This window comes from Rouxiella badensis, from assembly GCF_002093665.1.
Classification (GTDB): domain Bacteria; phylum Pseudomonadota; class Gammaproteobacteria; order Enterobacterales; family Enterobacteriaceae; genus Rouxiella; species Rouxiella badensis.
In genome coordinates this window covers 1-15793 of the sequence record NZ_MRWE01000012.1, presented here as the reverse complement: position 1 = coordinate 15793, position 15793 = coordinate 1, and the positions used below count along the sequence as shown (strand labels likewise).

Below are 15793 nucleotides of genomic sequence, written 5' to 3'. Positions count from 1 at the left end.
CATCCTGTGGCCTTCGGTCCGGGCTGCCTGCGTTCAAAAAGCCTTCCTCGGCAATGATTTAACCAAAGCACAGGAGCGCGCCATGAAGATATTAAGTCCCCGACAATTCTCTCGCAGAGACTTCTGTCAGCTTCTGTTAGTGGCTTCTGCCCTACCGCTGACGGGGTATGCACAAGACAGACGGCCGAACATCAATATCCGTTCACTGCTGCTAAATAAAACGGTGAACGGCGTGCCTAACGACCGTCTCCCCCTGCTGATTTACCAGCAGGCTGTCCCGAAAGGGACTAACAATACGGATGCATACCTCACCGATCTTTTTTCCCGTAACGGTTGGCCAGTACAGTGGCGTTACCAGATATTCACTTTCACCCACTATCATTCCAATACCCATGAACTGCTGGGCGTCAGCAGCGGCAATGCAACCGTGCAGCTGGGCGGCGAGACTGGCCCTACGGCGACGCTGCAAAAAGGCGATGTTATTCTGATCCCCGCAGGCGTGGGCCATAAGCAGCTCTCGGCAAGTGCAGACTTTGAGGTGCTTGGCGCGTATCCACAGGGACTAAGTCCTGATCTGTATCACGACGATATACACAAATTGCCAGAGGCACGGCGCAATATTTCACAGGTCGCGATACCCGTGACCGACCCGGTAACGGGTTCCCAAGGAGGGTTCAAACAGCTTTGGCAGCAAACCTAGCCCATAGCCAGATATTAAAAAGCACAAATGGAATCGATACCATTCACTGTCGCGACGGAAGATTAAGGATAAAATCATGTTTTTAAGGGGAATATCAGACAAGTTTCACCGACTAGGACGCCTCGCTTTTGCCGTGCCCTTATTGGCGGCGTTCGCCATTATCGCTGCCCCCACCGCCCTGGCAGCCGCAACGCCGGTGCATAAAATCGGTATTATTGGCGCGGGTCAAATGGGCTCGACGCTTGGCAAGCTGTGGGTCAATGCCGGTTATCAGGTAATGTTTGCCTCACGCCATCCGGATGAACTCAAGCCGCTGGCGGCCTCTTTGGGGCACGATACGCAGGTTGGAACAGTGCAACAGGCCACACAGTTTGGTGACGTGGTAGTGATGGCGGTGCCCTACGGCGCCCTGCCAGGCCTTGGGAAAACCCTCGGAGGCGCATTGAAAAATAAAATCGTGCTCGATGTCGGCAACCCTTATCCCGGCCGTGACGGCCAAACAGCCGAGACAGCGCTGAAGATAGGCAGTGGACGTGCCACTGCGCAGTTCCTGCCGGGAGCTCAGGTAGTCAGAGCCTTCAACTCGATTGCGGCCAGCACCCTTGCTTCAGATGCCCATCAATCGCCATCGATTGCCGTCCCGCTTGCCGGAGACAGCCAGGCTGCCGTTGACGCCGTATCAGCACTCATAACCCAGGCAGGGTTCGTGCCTGTCGTGACCGGTAATCTCGACAGCGCCAGACTTTTCCAGCCAGGATCCTCGCTATTCCTGCAGGCCCTGAGCGAAAAAGATCTGCGTGCCGAACTGGCTAATGGCCATTCATGAGCCTGAATCCATCGAAAAAGAACGCCTGAAATGACCCAACCTGCCATGATTTCACTGCACCGCAGGATGAGCAAAGTGGTACGCATTCGCCGTGAGGAAATCGCCCCGCTGCTGTGGGGCTGGCTGTATATTTTCTCGCTGCTGGGTGCCTATTACATGATCAGACCCATTCGCGACACGATAAGTACCCTGACCGGCGCTCATTCACTGCCGTGGCTGTTTAGCGCCGTGTTAGTCACTATGCTGTTGTTGCAATGGCCTTACAACAAATTGACGCAATGCCTGCCGCGCGAGCGTTTCATCAGCTATAGCTATCAGTTCTGCGCCGCCATACTGCTGCTGTTTGCCGCACTGTTTACACTACCGGGTGGACTGAACAATCCCTGGGTAGGGCGACTCTTTTTTATATGGGTCTCGGTTTTCAACCTGTTTGCCGTCTCAGTATTCTGGGCATTAATCGTTGATGTCTTTGATACCCGACGCGGCAAACGGCTCTTTGGGCTGCTCGCCGCGGCGGCCACGGTGGGCGCAATTGCTGGCTCCTCGATAACCGCCCTGCTCGCTCGTCATCTTTCAACGTCAATGCTGTTGATACTCTCCGTAGTGCTGATTCAGATTTCGGTCTTCAGCGCGGTAAAACTTTCGCGCAGCGGCCAGCGACTGAAAAAGCCCCCATCGCAAGGCGAGAAAGTGCGGGACACTCTGCAAGGGAAAGGCGCATTGGCCCCGCTGTTCACGGGGATAAGCCAGACAATGCGCTCCCCCTATCTGCTGGGAATTTGCGGATATATCCTGTTTTACTCCATCACCTCGACGCTGCTTTACTTTCAGCAGGCCAGCATCGTCAGGCAGGCATTTAGCGATGAGAGCCAGCGTACGGCGTTTTTCGCCAGCGTTGACCTGACCATCAATGTGCTCACACTTATCTGCCAACTGACCGCCAGCGGCAGAATCATCTCTCGCTTCGGCACGCCCTATACGCTAATGCTGTTGCCGCTGGTCAGTATTATTGGCTTCGCTTGGCTAGGATGGGCGCCCTCTCTCGCCGTTTTAGTGGGGTTCACTATTCTACGTCGGGCAATAAACTTCGCGCTTTCCAGACCGAGCCGCGAAATCCTCTTCACCGTGGTCAGCAAAGAGGAGAAATATCACGCCAAAGTATTTATCGACACGCTGGTGTATCGCGCCGGCGACCAAATGGGCGCATGGTCCTATCAGGCAATCAGTCTTCTGGGCTTGGCGCTCGGCCCACTGACGTTATTTAGCGTCGCGCTGGCCTGCGGCTGGGCGGCACTCAGCTTTGCATTAGGTAAAAATCAGGAAAAAATCAGTCGCCATCGTGCCTGAAAAGACACTCGGCGTGGCATAGTGTTTGGCAGAATTACCTGCTGTTTGGCTATAAACTTTATTTTAATAATTACTGAATAAGTTTTGCGCAAAATGCGGATAAATATCTGCAAGCATTGGAATAGCAGCGAGAAGCGATTAATCTTATCAGATTAAAGATATCAGTGAATTCCGCTATTTTTTTACATCTTGAAATCTTATTCCGAATTTAAATCCGGTGATAAAAACTTAGCATGATGAGGTTTTTTTAACGGGTAATGGTAATTATGGAATTTGCACACGCTTCGTCTTTATCGAATCAGCCAGCGGCCATGACGGCCCCTGAACTGATCACCAGGATAGACGCCCTGCCCTCATCACCGGGACTGTGGCGCTTTATAATATTATTAGCCATTGGTGGTTTTTTTGAGCTTTACGATCTATTCCAAACGGCTTATATCAGCCCGGGGTTAATTGCCGAAGGCATTTTTCACACCGGCAGTGCGGGCGTGTTTGGTATTTCCGATCAGGCCGCGTTCGCTTCCTCGACTTTCCTTGGCCTGTTTATAGGCACCAGCCTGCTCAGCCCTTTGGCCGACAAGTTTGGCCGTCGCCTGACCTTTATGTTTGCCCTGCTGTGGTACAGCTTTTTTACCCTGCTTATTGTGTTCCAGCATCAGGCTGAGTGGATCATTTTTCTGCGCTTTCTGGTCGGTGTCGGTCTGGGTATAGAGCTTGTCACCATCGACACCTATCTGGTAGAGATGGTCCCGACACGCCTGCGCAGTAAGGCCTTCGCATTCTCTTTCTTTATCCAGTTCATGTCGGTTCCCGTCGTCGCACTCATCTCATGGTGGTTCGTTCCCCACATGTGGTTTGGCCTGACGGGCTGGCGCTACGTATTGCTGGTCAGCGTGGTGTTTTCATTGTTTATCTGGATTGTACGCAAAAAACTGCCTGAATCGCCGCGTTGGCTGATGCAGCAGGGTCAGGCGGACAAAGCGCAGGAAGTGCTTGAGAATCTTGAAAAACAGTGCGGAATGGGCAAAGTCGAGCGCGTCACCCATCTGGTTACGTTACAGGATGAAGCCCAGTTTGAACGCCGCGGCAGGTTCCGTGAAATTTGGACGCCTCAGTTCCGGTCACGCACTATCATGCTGATGATTTTCAATATATTTCAGGCTATCGGCTTCTTCGGCTTCGGCAACTGGCTTCCCGCTCTCCTCACCGGGCAAGGCAGCAGCTTCACCCATAGCCTGTCATATTCGATTATTATCACCCTTGGATTCCCGCTGGGATGTCTGATTTCTGCGCTGTATGCCGACAAGTTCGAAATAAAATGGCAGGTGGTTGCAGGCGCATTGGGCGTGGTTATTTTTGGAGCACTGTTTGGTTTTCAGCGTAGCCCGTTGGGCATGATTCTTTGCGGATTCATGGTTAGCTATTGCAATGCCTGGATGACCTACAGCTTCCACTCTTACCAGACCGAGATTTTCCCGACACGCATTCGAGTGACGGCCGTCGGTTTCTGTTACTCCTTCAGCCGCCTCTCGACGGTGTTCAGCAGCATTATTATCGGTCTATTTTTGCAATACACCGGCAATATTGGCGTACTGGCTTTTATCGTCGCGAGCATGGCGATAGTGGTATTGGTGATTTCAGTGCTGGGTCCTAAAACCAAGGACATTGAGCTCGAAAACATCTGATAGGGCTTTAGCGCTGCGGGCCGTTTATTCGGCAAGGCCCGCAGCAGCGTCTTTCACATGGATCAGGCGGGTAGCGTCGGCCAACGCTCGGAGGAATAAAGCCACATACGTATATTAAAGAGATAAAACAGTGGCATAAACAGATGCATATCCGTGCGGCACACCGGCTCAAGCTTGAGCAGCAGCAGGTTGAGTTCCGTCAGCAGCGACTGCGGCGGCGCAGCATAAATGTTCTTCAGACGTTGCTTGATATAGTTATTAATCTCAAACAGCAGCGCATCGGTATCGATACCGTTACTGCGTAACAACTCTTCGTGTCGGGCGTAGAAGTCGAATACGCTCACCCCCAACCAGATCTCGGTAATCAAATTGCCGCCCAGCGCCACGTTGGGAATAGGATCAACTTTAATGCGCGGCAAAATAATATTGACCTTGTCTAGCATCCCCGCCACGTATTGCTGACGGCCAAGCAGTGAAGATTTGTTCATCTTGACGGCCTGCGTAAACTGCAACAGATCTTTGATACCCTTACGCAATGCGCGCTTGGCGGTCCATGACGGTCGCTTGTTACGAATAATCGCGGTGACCAGCACTGCAATCAGAATCCCCACCACCGTCGAAATCGCCGAGTTGATGATGGAGAGCGGGTCGGGCCTGAAGTCATGACTCATGCCCATAAAGCTCGGGATTTGTGTCGCGATGATCAGGCCAAAGATATTGCTCGCGGGCTTGGCAATCACCATGCCCAACGCCAGCAGTCCCGGCGCAAGGCAGATAACCAGCGCTTCAAAGCTCGTCGCCCAAGGAATAAGCACCAGCGTATAAATCAGGCTAGCGGCGATGGCAATAATGACCGCTTTTAGAAACACCTGAAGCGAGGCTATTGGACTATCATGCGCCGCAAAGAAAGAGCAGGCGATAGCCGCCATCACCGGCGCCGTTCCGCCGTGCTTCCATCCCGTGCCTATCCAGAACAGGCAGCAGAGCATAGTCACAATAAAAATAGTCAGCGATGACAGGAAAATCAGCCCCTTGTCGGCGTGTTTCTTAAACAGCGTAAACTTGGCCGGATTTCTTTCATCGTTCAGCGCGTTTACTTTCTCTTTTACCCCCAGATAGGCGTGCGCGATACGGATAAAGTTTTGCAGTCGTTCGACCAGGCCGGTTAACAGCAGCCCTTCCTCGGCGTTCATCTCCCCGCTTGCATAGAGCGCTTTTATTCGCTCCTGCGAGGCAACCATTTCTTCAACCAAAACGTCTGTGCTGCCAAACTGCTCAGGATTGTTCACCCATACCAGGAAATGACTGAAGGTTTCCGCGATAAAATCAGGGAAGGAAACGCCGTGTTCACTGAGCAGGATCAGCCGTTTTTCAATCGCGGTCAGCGTCGGGATCAGGTAGGACAAATGCTGATATTGCACCGTGACCATGCGAATGAGCGTGCGGGCCGAGTCTCCTTCATAGACACAGTGGGTGATCAACGCTTCGACATTGAGCGGATAGTTCGCCATCTGAATCATAATGTGCTCGTTCTCCAGCGACTTTTCTTTCGACACGCGTGTCAGCATTTCGCTGCAGAGTTTTTTGGCACTTTCGAACCAGTTATTGACGCTCATTTCCAGCAGCGTGCTCATTCGCACCGGGAAAATAATCATGTGAACCAGGGTGCTACAGACGATGGCGACCGTTATCTCCTCAATACGTGAAATCACGGTATAGGTGATTTCCAACGGCGAATCGACGTCAGCAAACCCCATGATTGCCGCGCTGTATCCTGCCAGCATAAACACGTAGCTTTTCGGCGTGCGGTCGTGCAACGAGAGATAGAGGCAGAAGGCAATCCACAGCGATACGCTCACGCTGAACAGCAGGGGATAGAGTACGGTGATTGGATAGATAAAAAAGATAAAAGCTCCGCCCAATAGCGTTCCCATGAGGCGGAACACCGATTTCGAGAGCGTCGAAGCTGAATAAAGCTGTGAGATGATAAAAACGGAGGTAAGTGACCAGGCGGGTTTATCAAGATTAAGTTTTAATGCGATGTATAAAGCCAAAAATGCAGCAATACAGGTTTTTACCGAGAACAAAAAAGCATTTTTTGTTAGCCACTTCATTTCTATTTAAACAAATCACGTAGATTTTAAAGCATTATTTTATACCCCCACGAAACTTGTTATCTTCTTTTGTTTGTAACAAAGATATTCACAATTATGTCTAAATAAAACAAAAAATCAGCATTAACTGACGTTAATAGGCCTTCTGGCGCTAACGTTAATAAAATGGGTATGACTGCAAAGCAAAAAGCCCGTTTAAGATACCTCAAACGGGCTATCCTTTAGCGCGCCCCTTTCATCATCAGGGCAGTGACGGCAGAGAGCAGACAGCCCGCCAGCAGGTAGACAGCAACGCTGTGCCAGTCGCCGCCCGAAAAGGTGACCAATCCGGCAGCAATCAATGGCGTAAATCCCCCACCCACTACGCTGGCGACCTGATAACCGACGCCTGCACCGCTGTAGCGGTAGCTCGCACCAAACATTTCAGTAAACATCGGCTGCTGTACGCAAACCACCATGTCATGGGCAACATTGGCCAGCATAATCGCGAAGAAGATGATCCAGAAAATTGAGTGTGCTTCCAGCGCCATAAAGAATGGGAAGGCGCTAAAAGCACCGATTAGCGCGCCGGTAATATAAATGCACCGACGGCCAAAGCGGTCAGCCAGCCAGGCAAAGCATGGGATGGTCAGGCAGCTCAGGCCGCCAACTAACAAACCTATATTCAGGAACAGGTCGCGGGGCAAACCCAAATTCTGGGTAGAGTAGCTCAGCGCGAAGGTGGTGACGATATACATTGTCAGCAGTTCACTCAGGCGCAGGGCGATAATTTTTAAAAATGCGCTGGGGTGGCGTATCAATGCCTCCACAACCGGCAAACGCCGTTTAGCCTGTACGGCCGGTTTATGCTGACTCTGCTGTTCAAATTCGGCGGACTCAACGATGCCATTACGTACCCACAGCGCCGCCACCACCAATAACGTGCTGAACAGGAACGGAATACGCCAGCCCCAGCTCAGAAACTGTTCATCGCTGGTGAAATGGCTGATAAGCGAGACCAATCCGGTCGAGAGAAGAAGCCCGACGCCATAGCCAATCTGAACTCCACTGCTATAGAAAGCCTTTTTCTTCTCGGGCGCGCTTTCGACTGAAAGCACGGCTGCGCCTCCCCATTCGCCCCCCACGGCAAAGCCTTGTATTGCGCGCAGCGTCACTAATAACACCGGTGCCCACCAACCCATCACGCTAAAGCTCGGCAACAGACCAATCAGTGCAGTGGCCAACCCCATCATCCACACGGTCATCATCAGCATGCGTTTGCGGCCAAGACGATCGCCAAAATGGCCGAAAATTATCCCACCTAACGGTCGGAACAGAAAACCGACGCCAAAGGTCGCCAACGCGGCAATGGTTCCCATAGCCGGGCTTATCTGCGGGAAAAATTCACGGTTAAACACCAGGGCGGCGGTGATGCCATAGAGCAGAAAGTCATACCAGTCTACAACGGCGCCTGCGAAGCTACCCCAGGCAGCACGACGGGCACGGTTGAGTGAAGACGTCTCCTTACCAGGGGTAATCGAAATGAGGGTGGAGTCCATACTTGTCCTGTTTACACTTATTTTTTATTACGAGTATTGGTCGAGGATGATTTACGTTACGTCCGATATTTTGCGACGGCCCATGAGACTACCCTGACAACAGGTGCGAGGAAACATAAATTTGAGAAAAATACGCGAAGAGTTTAGCGCTAAGTCGGGTTTCATCCCAGGGGCCATAAAAAAAGCCCCTTTGTCAGAGGCTTTTAAATAATTATCTTATAGATTATGAGGTTATTGAGTTAACGGCAGAGTATTTTCTTCGGCTGGCCAACGCAGCGCCGGATAGAGCGCCATGCGAATGTTAAACAGATAAAACAGCGGCGCGAAGAGCTGCATGTCTGAGCGGCAAAGTGTTTCGGTGCGCAGCAGCAGTTTATCCAGTTCATCAAGCAGCGACTGCGGCGGCGCGATGTAGATATTCCTCAACCGCTTTTTAAAATAGCCGGTAATCTCAGCCATCAGCGCATCGCTGTCGAGAGTATTGTCTTTGAGCAACTGGTGATGACGCGCATAAAAGTCGTAGCAGTTTACGCCGAGCCAGATTTCAGTGATCAGATTGCCGCCCAACGCCACACCTGGGATAGGATCGACCTTATTTCGCGGCAGAATGATGTTTATCTTGTCTATCATGCTGGCGACATACTGCTGACGCGACAGCAACGACGACGCGTTCATCTTGATCTCGGAGGTAAACTGCAGCAGCTCTTTGACGCCTCTGCGCAGCACGCGACGGGCAGTCCACGCAGGCCTTTTATTACGCAAAACGGCTGTAATGACTACGGCTATCACAATGCCCACGACGGTGGAAATAGCGGCATTGATAATCGACAGTAAATCAGGTTTGAGATTGTGCGTCATACCGATAAAACCGGGGATCTGGGTCGCAATAATCAGCCCGATAAAGTTGGTCGACGGATTGGCGATGACCAGCCCCAAAGCAATCAGGCCCGGTGCCAGAACGATTATCAGCGATTCGAAGGTAACGGTACCGGGAATAAAAATCCCGACATATATGATACTGACCGCGATAGCCACCAGTACGCCCTTCAGAAAGACTTTCATCGAGCCAATAGGACTGTCGAGTGAGGCAAAGAATGAGCATACGACCGCCCCCATCATCGGCGCCGTTGATCCGTCTTTCCAGCCGGTGCCAATCCAGAACAGGCAGCCGACCATGGTCGCAAAGAAGGCGGTAAAGCAGGAAAGCAGGATCATCCCGCGGTCAGCATGCCTTCTGATTAACTTGTCTTTATTGCGTTTTCGCTGCTGCCCCATCAAGTTCACACGCTCTTTAGCACCCAGATAGGATTCGGAAAGACGAATGAAATTCAACAAACGTTCCATCAGGCCAATGAGCAGCAGACTTTCCTCTGCGCTGATATTACCGCTGGCATAAAGCGTTTTTATCCTTTCCTGCGACGCGCCGATGTCGTCCTGAATCCGCTGCGCATTGCCGCTTTCCTCCGGGCTGTTGAGCCACTGAAGAAAATGGCTAAACGACTCGGCGACAAAATCGGGGAAGCTTATCCCCTGCTCTGCCAGCAGGCTCAGGCGCTTTTCAATCGCGGTCAGGGTCGGGATAAGATAAGAGAGATGTTGATACTGTGCCCCCACCAGCCGAATGAGCTTTCTGGCCGAATCCCCTTCGTAAACCAGGTGAGTTATCAAGGTTTCAACGTTGAGCGGATAGTTAGCCATCTGCACCAGAATCTGGTCACGCTCCGGGGTGCTGTCTTTGGATTCTGCGGTCAGCAGCTCATTACAGAGGCTTTTGGCGCTGTTGTACCAGTTGTTGACGGTGCTTTCCAACAGATTGCGCATTCGCACCGGAAACACCAGCATGTGGATTAGGCTACTACAGATAATGGCGACGGTAATCTCTTCTACCCGCGAAATCACCGTATAGGTAATGCTCAGCGGCGTAGTCACATCGGCAAAGCCCATGATTGCGGCGCTGTACCCGGCCAGCATAAACACATAGCTTTTCGGCGTGCGATCGTGAAGAGAAAGAAACAGACAGACAGCGACCCACAGCGACACACTGAGGCTGAAAAGCAGGGGGTGCTGTACGGTGAGAGGATAAATGATAAAAATGAATATCCCGCCCAGTACGGTGCCTAAAAAGCGAAACAGCGCTTTCGACAGCGTGGAGGCCGAATAGAGTTGAGAGATAACGTAAACCGAGACCATGGCCCATGCGGGCTTATCGAGATTCAGCTTAAGTGCAATATATAACGCTAAAAAAGCCGCTATGCAGGTTTTTACCGCAAACAAAAGCGCACTTTTTGTTAACCATTTCATATTTTTATCAACAGTTCACAATTTTCTAAAACAGCATTTTATACCGATCGAGATAATAGTGCTGCGTTCTGCAAATATTAAGTTTGTAACAAATTGCTTACAAATACACCATTAGCAGAGAATAACGGGCAGCGAGGGGCTGCTGCCCGTGGATAGGTTAATTTTCTGAGGCAAATAACCTTAAATCCTGATGGCGTTGACGGCCACAGCCATCGACGTTTGCGCTTCCTGACGGAAGTTCATCTGCACGCCAGACGTCGTATCCGTGAAGGTAACAGCAATCGCGTCCCCACTGTAGGTCGAAACAACAACGTGAGAGTACGATCCGCCTGAGGAAATAACGAATACGCGGTATGAACCACAGGTGCCCGCGTAGTTGGTTTTGAGGGTAATATCATACATAGTCCCCTCGGCGTAATATTTGTCGGTGCTCTGATCCACTAAGGTTAATAGCGCCGATGTTGTGCTGGACGAGGCGGCAATCTGACTGGCAAAAGCGCCCCCTTCAATCAGACGATACGCTGTAGACAACTTCGAAGGGAAGTTCACGTAGCTGGACGTGAAGTTCGCTATAGGCGTGCTAGCCAGCGCATAGTTGTAAAACGACAGTGCCGTACCCGAGTTGGAAATGCCGAAGCCCCGGAAACTGTCGGTGGTGCCTGAGAACGAGTTTTGATACTGGAAACTTGAGGTATACAAGTTGCCGCCAATGATGCCGGAGATGTAACCTGCAACAACCTGAATTCGACCAAAAGGTGCACGTTCGAAGTCATGCAGAATGTCGAAGTAGTTACTGCCGCTAGCGTTATCCCCTGCGATTTCCGAGGTGCTAAATACCAGTGATACGCCGGTTACTGTGGTACAGCTGATAGTTGAGCCTGCAGTCCAGGGTACCGCACCCGTGCCGCTGGCTTTGGAGATATTGCTGGAAGCCGCCACAACAATGTAGGTCGTACCCTGATAGGTATAGTAGAATAGGAACTCCATCTGGGTCGTGCCATCGGTGAGTTTCAGCCCCGTCTGGCCGGCAATGGAAGACAGCCCAGTGGTGGTGCTCAGACCGAGAACAGCGAGGTAGGTCCCGTTATAATCCCAGTCGCCGCGAATCTGACCGTACTGACCGGCATCAAAGTACCACATGCCGCCCCAGCGGTTATTGGCGATAAATTTGACGTCGATGATCCAGGCTTCAACAATCGGACTGGTTCCGCTGGTACCGTTGGCCAGATAGACGCCCATCCAGTTGCCTACCCAGTTATCACCGGTTATCCAGTTAGTCGCACTGGTGTAGTCATGCTGCCCCATACGCATGACCGCAATACAGTTCGTCGCATAGCCGATATGAACGTGAGAGGTACCGTAACCGTAAGAAACACCAGTAATACCGTCTGCCTTGCTGCCACCATCCAGATAGTTGATGAACAGGTTCAATCCAACGATGTTGCCGGTAGTATCACCAATTGAAATTACCGGTGTCGCATCCCAGAAAGTGGTATTGCTTGGAAATGCACTCAGGGTCGTGATTTTGTAAATCGCGATATTCAGGCCTGAAGACGGCACATTGCGAATTTTTACCGTGCTGCTCACGGCATAAGAACCCGTGCCTCGCACGTTATAGATTCCAAGGGTGTTGGTCGCGTCAATCGCTGCCTGAATCGCCGTGGTCCAGTCACCGGCTGCGGAATTGGTATCAGCGTAATCTTCGATATCAATCCAACGCGCCTGTTTTGAAGTGAGCGAGCTTAGCTGTGTGGTACCTGAATTGAACGCTGCGCCCAGCGTGCCTGCGCTATAGCTGACGCTGCTGTTCCAGCCAACATAGTTAGCGCCACCGGTCCCTGCCAATGCGGTTTGCATGGTACTTAACACGCGGTTTGCTGCCGCAGTCTCATAGCCGTCGGTAAAGATAACGGCACAGGGTACAGAGGTCGCTCCGCTTGACGCTGCGGTTACGGTAAATGTGCCTTTGGTAGTGCTTGTTGCGTAAGCAGAAGCCACACCGGTGGAGTCAGTTGTCACCGAGGTCGCGCTCAGGGTGACTCCTGTCGTTGCAGTAAGAGTAATAACTTGCCCGGACACCGCTTTGCCACTTGAATCAACACAGGTCATTGCCAATACATCTTGAGAGCTACCGTCAGCCGCAGCGCCATTGCTTGGGCAAATCAGGGTAATAGTCGTCATGGGTATATCCTTTTGGGTTGGGTGGAGTCGTGGTTGTTTGCGTAAAATTCACGCAGTAGCGCAGGCTATTTCTGCCTGGCCTGTTCTATTTGGCGGATGCCATCGAGCTGGGTATTACAGTTTTGCAGGTCGGTCAGTAACAGCTCATTCCATAGAACGGAGGAGCCATAGGTAAGAGGGTTATCGGGTGGAGGTGAGGGGTCGCACTGCGCCAGCAGATTGGCCGGTATTGGCGTCACGGGTGTCTTAACGTACTGCGTTGTAGTGGTTGAGCAGGCTGTCATTAGCGGCAGCAGGCACAGACACCACAGCGCAAGGTGCCGTTTCAAGCAGCGTTTTAATAACGGTCTGGCGTTGCTGGCTAGCGGCCTGATTATTTTTTTGTTCATTCAGCGTCGCTCCTGAAATCTGATTGAATATGCCCACGCTTAAGGCCTGTGACTGAGTGATAAACTCAGCCTCATTTTTCTGTTCGGTAAGAGAAGAGAGTGCTTTCTCCTGTGAAACCGTCTTACCGTAAAAATGAAAGGCGATAGCCATCAACAGGCCGATGCAGGCCAGAATCAGCAGGGTAGTTATCACGGCGATTTTGTTGATCATGTTTGCCCCATTAGACAGACTTGCCGGTCAATTTCACGGCGGTTTATCAGGCCACGATTACGCTGTTTATTGACATAAACCCATTTTCGCAGGCCGTCGCAGGCCTGCTGCGTATCACCGGCATTGAGGTTTCTTAGCAACGAAGAGTGCTGGAATGCGCTGATGCCCACGTTGTAGGCGAAAGAATAAAGGGCGGCTCGGGTATAGTTATCAACAGGCACTTTTACCGCCGCATCGACCGCTTTCTTGACCGGAGCCAAATGTTTGACCAACAGTTCCTCACACTCTTTGTCCGAGTAGTACTTCCCGGGAATGACGTCTGGCCCTGTGATGCCACTGCACACCGTCCATACGCCACCAACATCGCGGTACGGCGTACTTTTCTGCCCTTCAATGCCTTCTGGCCCACCGAGTAAAGCGATCACAATCGTTAGCGCGGTTGCCCCGCTCAACTTCACTAATTTGCTTTTTAAAACAGGTGACATCACCATCAGGTACCTACCTTGTTCATGACATCTTTTACCTCTTCAGCAACGTTTGCCGGCACGACTTCGGCATTATTTTTCCTGCCAGCGAGATAGGAGCGTAGGATCTCCGTTCTTTTTTCATCTTCGTTCTGCCTTTCTTTCAAGGCACGTTTGTTGTTGAGGTAGGAATTGAAAGAAAGCAATGCGCCAAAAATGGCACAAAACACATAAATCCATTGCTCGGTAGTCAGACCCGCCGCACTAAAGAGTGCGGTGATCGTCGCCCAGAAATGCGTCCAGAATCCGTCACTTTGTGGGTTCATTTTCATCGTCTCCACCTCCAACTGTCGTTGGTTGTGCTCTATGGTCTCGGGGAATAGCGTTAAAGCATCCTAGGCTACGTTGTGTTACACCAGGCGCTCGAAGGCCCTTCATGGTCTGTAGAAAGGAATCAATAGAAAGGGGTTGATAGAAAGGCCAATAAAAAAGGGCCACCTCAGTGACCCTTCTGAAAGTATGACCCGCCAAAAAGACAAAACCCCGCCAGGGCGAGGTTTTAAAATTTTTACAGTTACCGAACTCAGCAACCACTTTTAACAGAGTAGAGGATGATTTTCGGACCGCGTGAGTTTTTTTAATTTTTTAATATTAAGCGAGCCCAGAATATGGGCTCCATAGTGGCTCTACAGGTATTTTTCTTTCAACGCCACCAACTCCGCTTCTGCATCCTTCCCAAGGACCTTAATGCCCTGTTCGACAAAGGCAAAGAACGCTTCGCTCTTGGTTTTTAGCTCCGCAAGCGGTGACAAGGTCGTCGTATCCGTATTAGTCTTGCTCGCAGTCGTTGTATCGGTGGAGGTCACAGCGGCTTCGACAGCAGATGTTGTCGTGGCATCAGAGGCTGAGTTTGAAGAGGCAGCCATCACCTCGGTAACAACGGGAGATGCAGTAGTTGCAACCAAAGATGTCGTCGCGCTGAAATTGACGACAACAGCAGCAGCCGTTCCATCCGTTAGTGTAGCGGTCACGGTGGCGCTACCCGCGGTCAAACTGATAACGCTTGCGGTAATTTGGCCCTTCTCATCGGTAGACGTTGACACTGCGGTGACTTTTGCACCGTTATCTGCGCTAAAAGTGACACTTACGCCCGAGACGGCAGCACCGGTGTCGTCGACGACCGTGGCCTGTACGCTGTCTGCAGCGACCGCATCGGCAAGCTGATTATCCAGTACGGCTACAAGTGTTAATGTCGTCATCATATTCTCCTGAGTTATGTATGTTTCTGCGGGATTATTCGAGGTGTAATAAAGACCTTTCAGCCAGACAAGGAAGCACTTAATCATTTTGCCTGTCCTCGTGGAGGGTAAAATTGAATCCAATAAAAAAGGGCCACCGAAGTGGCCCTTTAGAACGTAAAAACCCCGCCGAAGCGAGGTTTTATGGGATAGGGCTACGTGACTCAGTAACCACTTTTAATAGAATAAACGGCTTTTTGCGGACCGCGTGAGCACTTTTTTTGGTTCTTTATAAATTTCAACCATCGGGTCCATGTCCAGCCGGGTATCGAGCGTAGCCAGGCAGCCCTCCACAAATCCTTCTGCCATTTGCAGCATAATGCGTACCAGTTTCTCATCCCTCTTCATTGCACGAGCGATCGCTCGCTTAGGCTGATTCATCACATAATGAAGAATCAGAATCTGGTATTCCTCTGGTTTAAGGTTTTTTAGTCGGGTTACGCAGCCGTCAATCAGCAGACCATCATCATCGCAGCATGAAAGTCGTGACTTATAGGTATCGGGGAGCAGGCTTCTGAAACCGGCGGCCGTTTTCTGCCAGTCAAGTTGACTGTTGTTTGCAGCTGCCCAGCCGCCCCAGCGCTCTAAAACTTGTGGTATATCTCTCATAAGATGTCCTCCAAAGGTCGCTTTTCTGCTCTGCCGCTGCGCAGTCCGATGAGATTGTGCATCGCTCTCCTAAGCTTTGTTAGCCATCAGGCTTCACAAGCTAAGTTAAGTTAGATAATATATTCAAGGT

The 15793-nt window shown here is 51.2% G+C and carries 14 protein-coding genes; 4 read left to right on the top strand and 10 right to left on the bottom strand.

All coding sequences use genetic code 11. From position 1 onward, the window contains the following. Positions 1-82: 82 nt before the first annotated feature. From BS640_RS08860 to BS640_RS08845, 4 genes are all read left to right on the top strand, one after another. On the top strand, positions 83-700 hold the full coding sequence (locus BS640_RS08860; protein WP_084912410.1) for a cupin domain-containing protein: 618 nt from the start codon (positions 83-85) through the stop codon (positions 698-700). 76 nt (positions 701-776) lie between these two features. Beyond that, the gene (locus tag BS640_RS08855; protein ID WP_017490456.1) at positions 777-1526 is read left to right on the top strand and encodes an NADPH-dependent F420 reductase; all 750 of its coding nucleotides are present in this window, start codon (positions 777-779) and stop codon (positions 1524-1526) included. A 30-nt stretch (positions 1527-1556) separates the two neighbouring features. Further along, the gene (locus BS640_RS08850; RefSeq protein WP_084912409.1) at positions 1557-2873 is read left to right on the top strand and encodes an NTP/NDP exchange transporter; all 1317 of its coding nucleotides are present in this window, start codon (positions 1557-1559) and stop codon (positions 2871-2873) included. A gap of 257 nt (positions 2874-3130) precedes the next feature. Then, the gene (locus tag BS640_RS08845) at positions 3131-4558 is read left to right on the top strand and encodes an MFS transporter (RefSeq protein WP_017490458.1); all 1428 of its coding nucleotides are present in this window, start codon (positions 3131-3133) and stop codon (positions 4556-4558) included. A gap of 62 nt (positions 4559-4620) precedes the next feature. Here the strand turns inward: BS640_RS08845 and BS640_RS08840 are convergent, their stop codons facing one another. The 10 genes from BS640_RS08840 to BS640_RS08800 form a co-directional block, all read right to left on the bottom strand. Next, the gene (locus BS640_RS08840) at positions 4621-6672 is read right to left on the bottom strand and encodes an FUSC family protein (RefSeq protein ID WP_017490459.1); all 2052 of its coding nucleotides are present in this window, start codon (positions 6670-6672) and stop codon (positions 4621-4623) included. A 221-nt stretch (positions 6673-6893) separates the two neighbouring features. After that, positions 6894-8210 (bottom strand): shikimate transporter, encoded by a 1317-nt coding sequence (shiA, locus tag BS640_RS08835; RefSeq protein WP_017490460.1) that lies wholly within the window; start codon positions 8208-8210, stop codon positions 6894-6896. Between the two features lie 231 nt (positions 8211-8441). Continuing rightward, the gene (locus BS640_RS08830) at positions 8442-10511 is read right to left on the bottom strand and encodes an FUSC family protein (protein ID WP_084912408.1); all 2070 of its coding nucleotides are present in this window, start codon (positions 10509-10511) and stop codon (positions 8442-8444) included. A 180-nt stretch (positions 10512-10691) separates the two neighbouring features. Continuing rightward, a complete protein-coding gene (locus BS640_RS08825; protein ID WP_020480213.1) occupies positions 10692-12692 on the bottom strand; it encodes an Ig-like domain-containing protein in 2001 nt (666 codons plus the stop codon). Between the two features lie 65 nt (positions 12693-12757). Further along, entirely contained in the window at positions 12758-12931 is a 174-nt protein-coding gene (lysC, locus tag BS640_RS22190) for an Rz1-like lysis system protein LysC (protein WP_206600922.1), read from the bottom strand. 7 nt (positions 12932-12938) lie between these two features. Further along, positions 12939-13292, bottom strand: a complete 354-nt coding sequence (locus BS640_RS22185; protein WP_241528172.1) for a hypothetical protein — start codon at positions 13290-13292, stop codon at positions 12939-12941. Further along, complete coding sequence (locus BS640_RS08815; protein ID WP_017490463.1) at positions 13289-13783, bottom strand: lysozyme; 495 nt, start codon at positions 13781-13783, stop codon at positions 13289-13291. The genes BS640_RS22185 and BS640_RS08815 overlap by 4 nt, the downstream gene beginning before the upstream one ends. Then, positions 13783-14088 carry a hypothetical protein gene (locus tag BS640_RS08810; RefSeq protein ID WP_017490464.1) on the bottom strand — a complete coding sequence of 102 codons (306 nt, stop codon included), beginning with the start codon at positions 14086-14088 and terminating at the stop codon, positions 13783-13785. Before BS640_RS08810 ends, BS640_RS08815 begins: the two co-directional genes overlap by 1 nt. 354 nt (positions 14089-14442) lie before the next feature. Further along, a complete protein-coding gene (locus BS640_RS08805) occupies positions 14443-15018 on the bottom strand; it encodes an Ig-like domain-containing protein (protein ID WP_158086750.1) in 576 nt (191 codons plus the stop codon). Positions 15019-15231: 213 nt separating this feature from the next. Then, entirely contained in the window at positions 15232-15663 is a 432-nt protein-coding gene (locus BS640_RS08800; RefSeq protein WP_017490465.1) for an antiterminator Q family protein, read from the bottom strand. Positions 15664-15793: the final 130 nt, after the last annotated feature.

What these genes read in the sequence shown, in the direction of transcription:
- shiA (WP_017490460.1), bottom strand. Translation starts at nt 8,210, where the DNA reads ATGGACTCCACCCTCATTTCGATTACCCCTGGTAAGGAGACGTCTTCA.
- BS640_RS08840 (WP_017490459.1), bottom strand. Translation starts at nt 6,672, where the DNA reads ATGAAGTGGCTAACAAAAAATGCTTTTTTGTTCTCGGTAAAAACCTGT.
- BS640_RS08810 (WP_017490464.1), bottom strand. Translation starts at nt 14,088, where the DNA reads ATGAAAATGAACCCACAAAGTGACGGATTCTGGACGCATTTCTGGGCG.
- BS640_RS08825 (WP_020480213.1), bottom strand. Translation starts at nt 12,692, where the DNA reads ATGACGACTATTACCCTGATTTGCCCAAGCAATGGCGCTGCGGCTGAC.
- BS640_RS08860 (WP_084912410.1), top strand. Translation starts at nt 83, where the DNA reads ATGAAGATATTAAGTCCCCGACAATTCTCTCGCAGAGACTTCTGTCAG.
- BS640_RS08830 (WP_084912408.1), bottom strand. Translation starts at nt 10,511, where the DNA reads ATGAAATGGTTAACAAAAAGTGCGCTTTTGTTTGCGGTAAAAACCTGC.
- BS640_RS08855 (WP_017490456.1), top strand. Translation starts at nt 777, where the DNA reads ATGTTTTTAAGGGGAATATCAGACAAGTTTCACCGACTAGGACGCCTC.
- BS640_RS08845 (WP_017490458.1), top strand. Translation starts at nt 3,131, where the DNA reads ATGGTAATTATGGAATTTGCACACGCTTCGTCTTTATCGAATCAGCCA.
- BS640_RS08800 (WP_017490465.1), bottom strand. Translation starts at nt 15,663, where the DNA reads ATGAGAGATATACCACAAGTTTTAGAGCGCTGGGGCGGCTGGGCAGCT.
- BS640_RS22185 (WP_241528172.1), bottom strand. Translation starts at nt 13,292, where the DNA reads ATGATCAACAAAATCGCCGTGATAACTACCCTGCTGATTCTGGCCTGC.
- BS640_RS08805 (WP_158086750.1), bottom strand. Translation starts at nt 15,018, where the DNA reads ATGATGACGACATTAACACTTGTAGCCGTACTGGATAATCAGCTTGCC.
- BS640_RS08850 (WP_084912409.1), top strand. Translation starts at nt 1,557, where the DNA reads ATGACCCAACCTGCCATGATTTCACTGCACCGCAGGATGAGCAAAGTG.
- BS640_RS08815 (WP_017490463.1), bottom strand. Translation starts at nt 13,783, where the DNA reads ATGGTGATGTCACCTGTTTTAAAAAGCAAATTAGTGAAGTTGAGCGGG.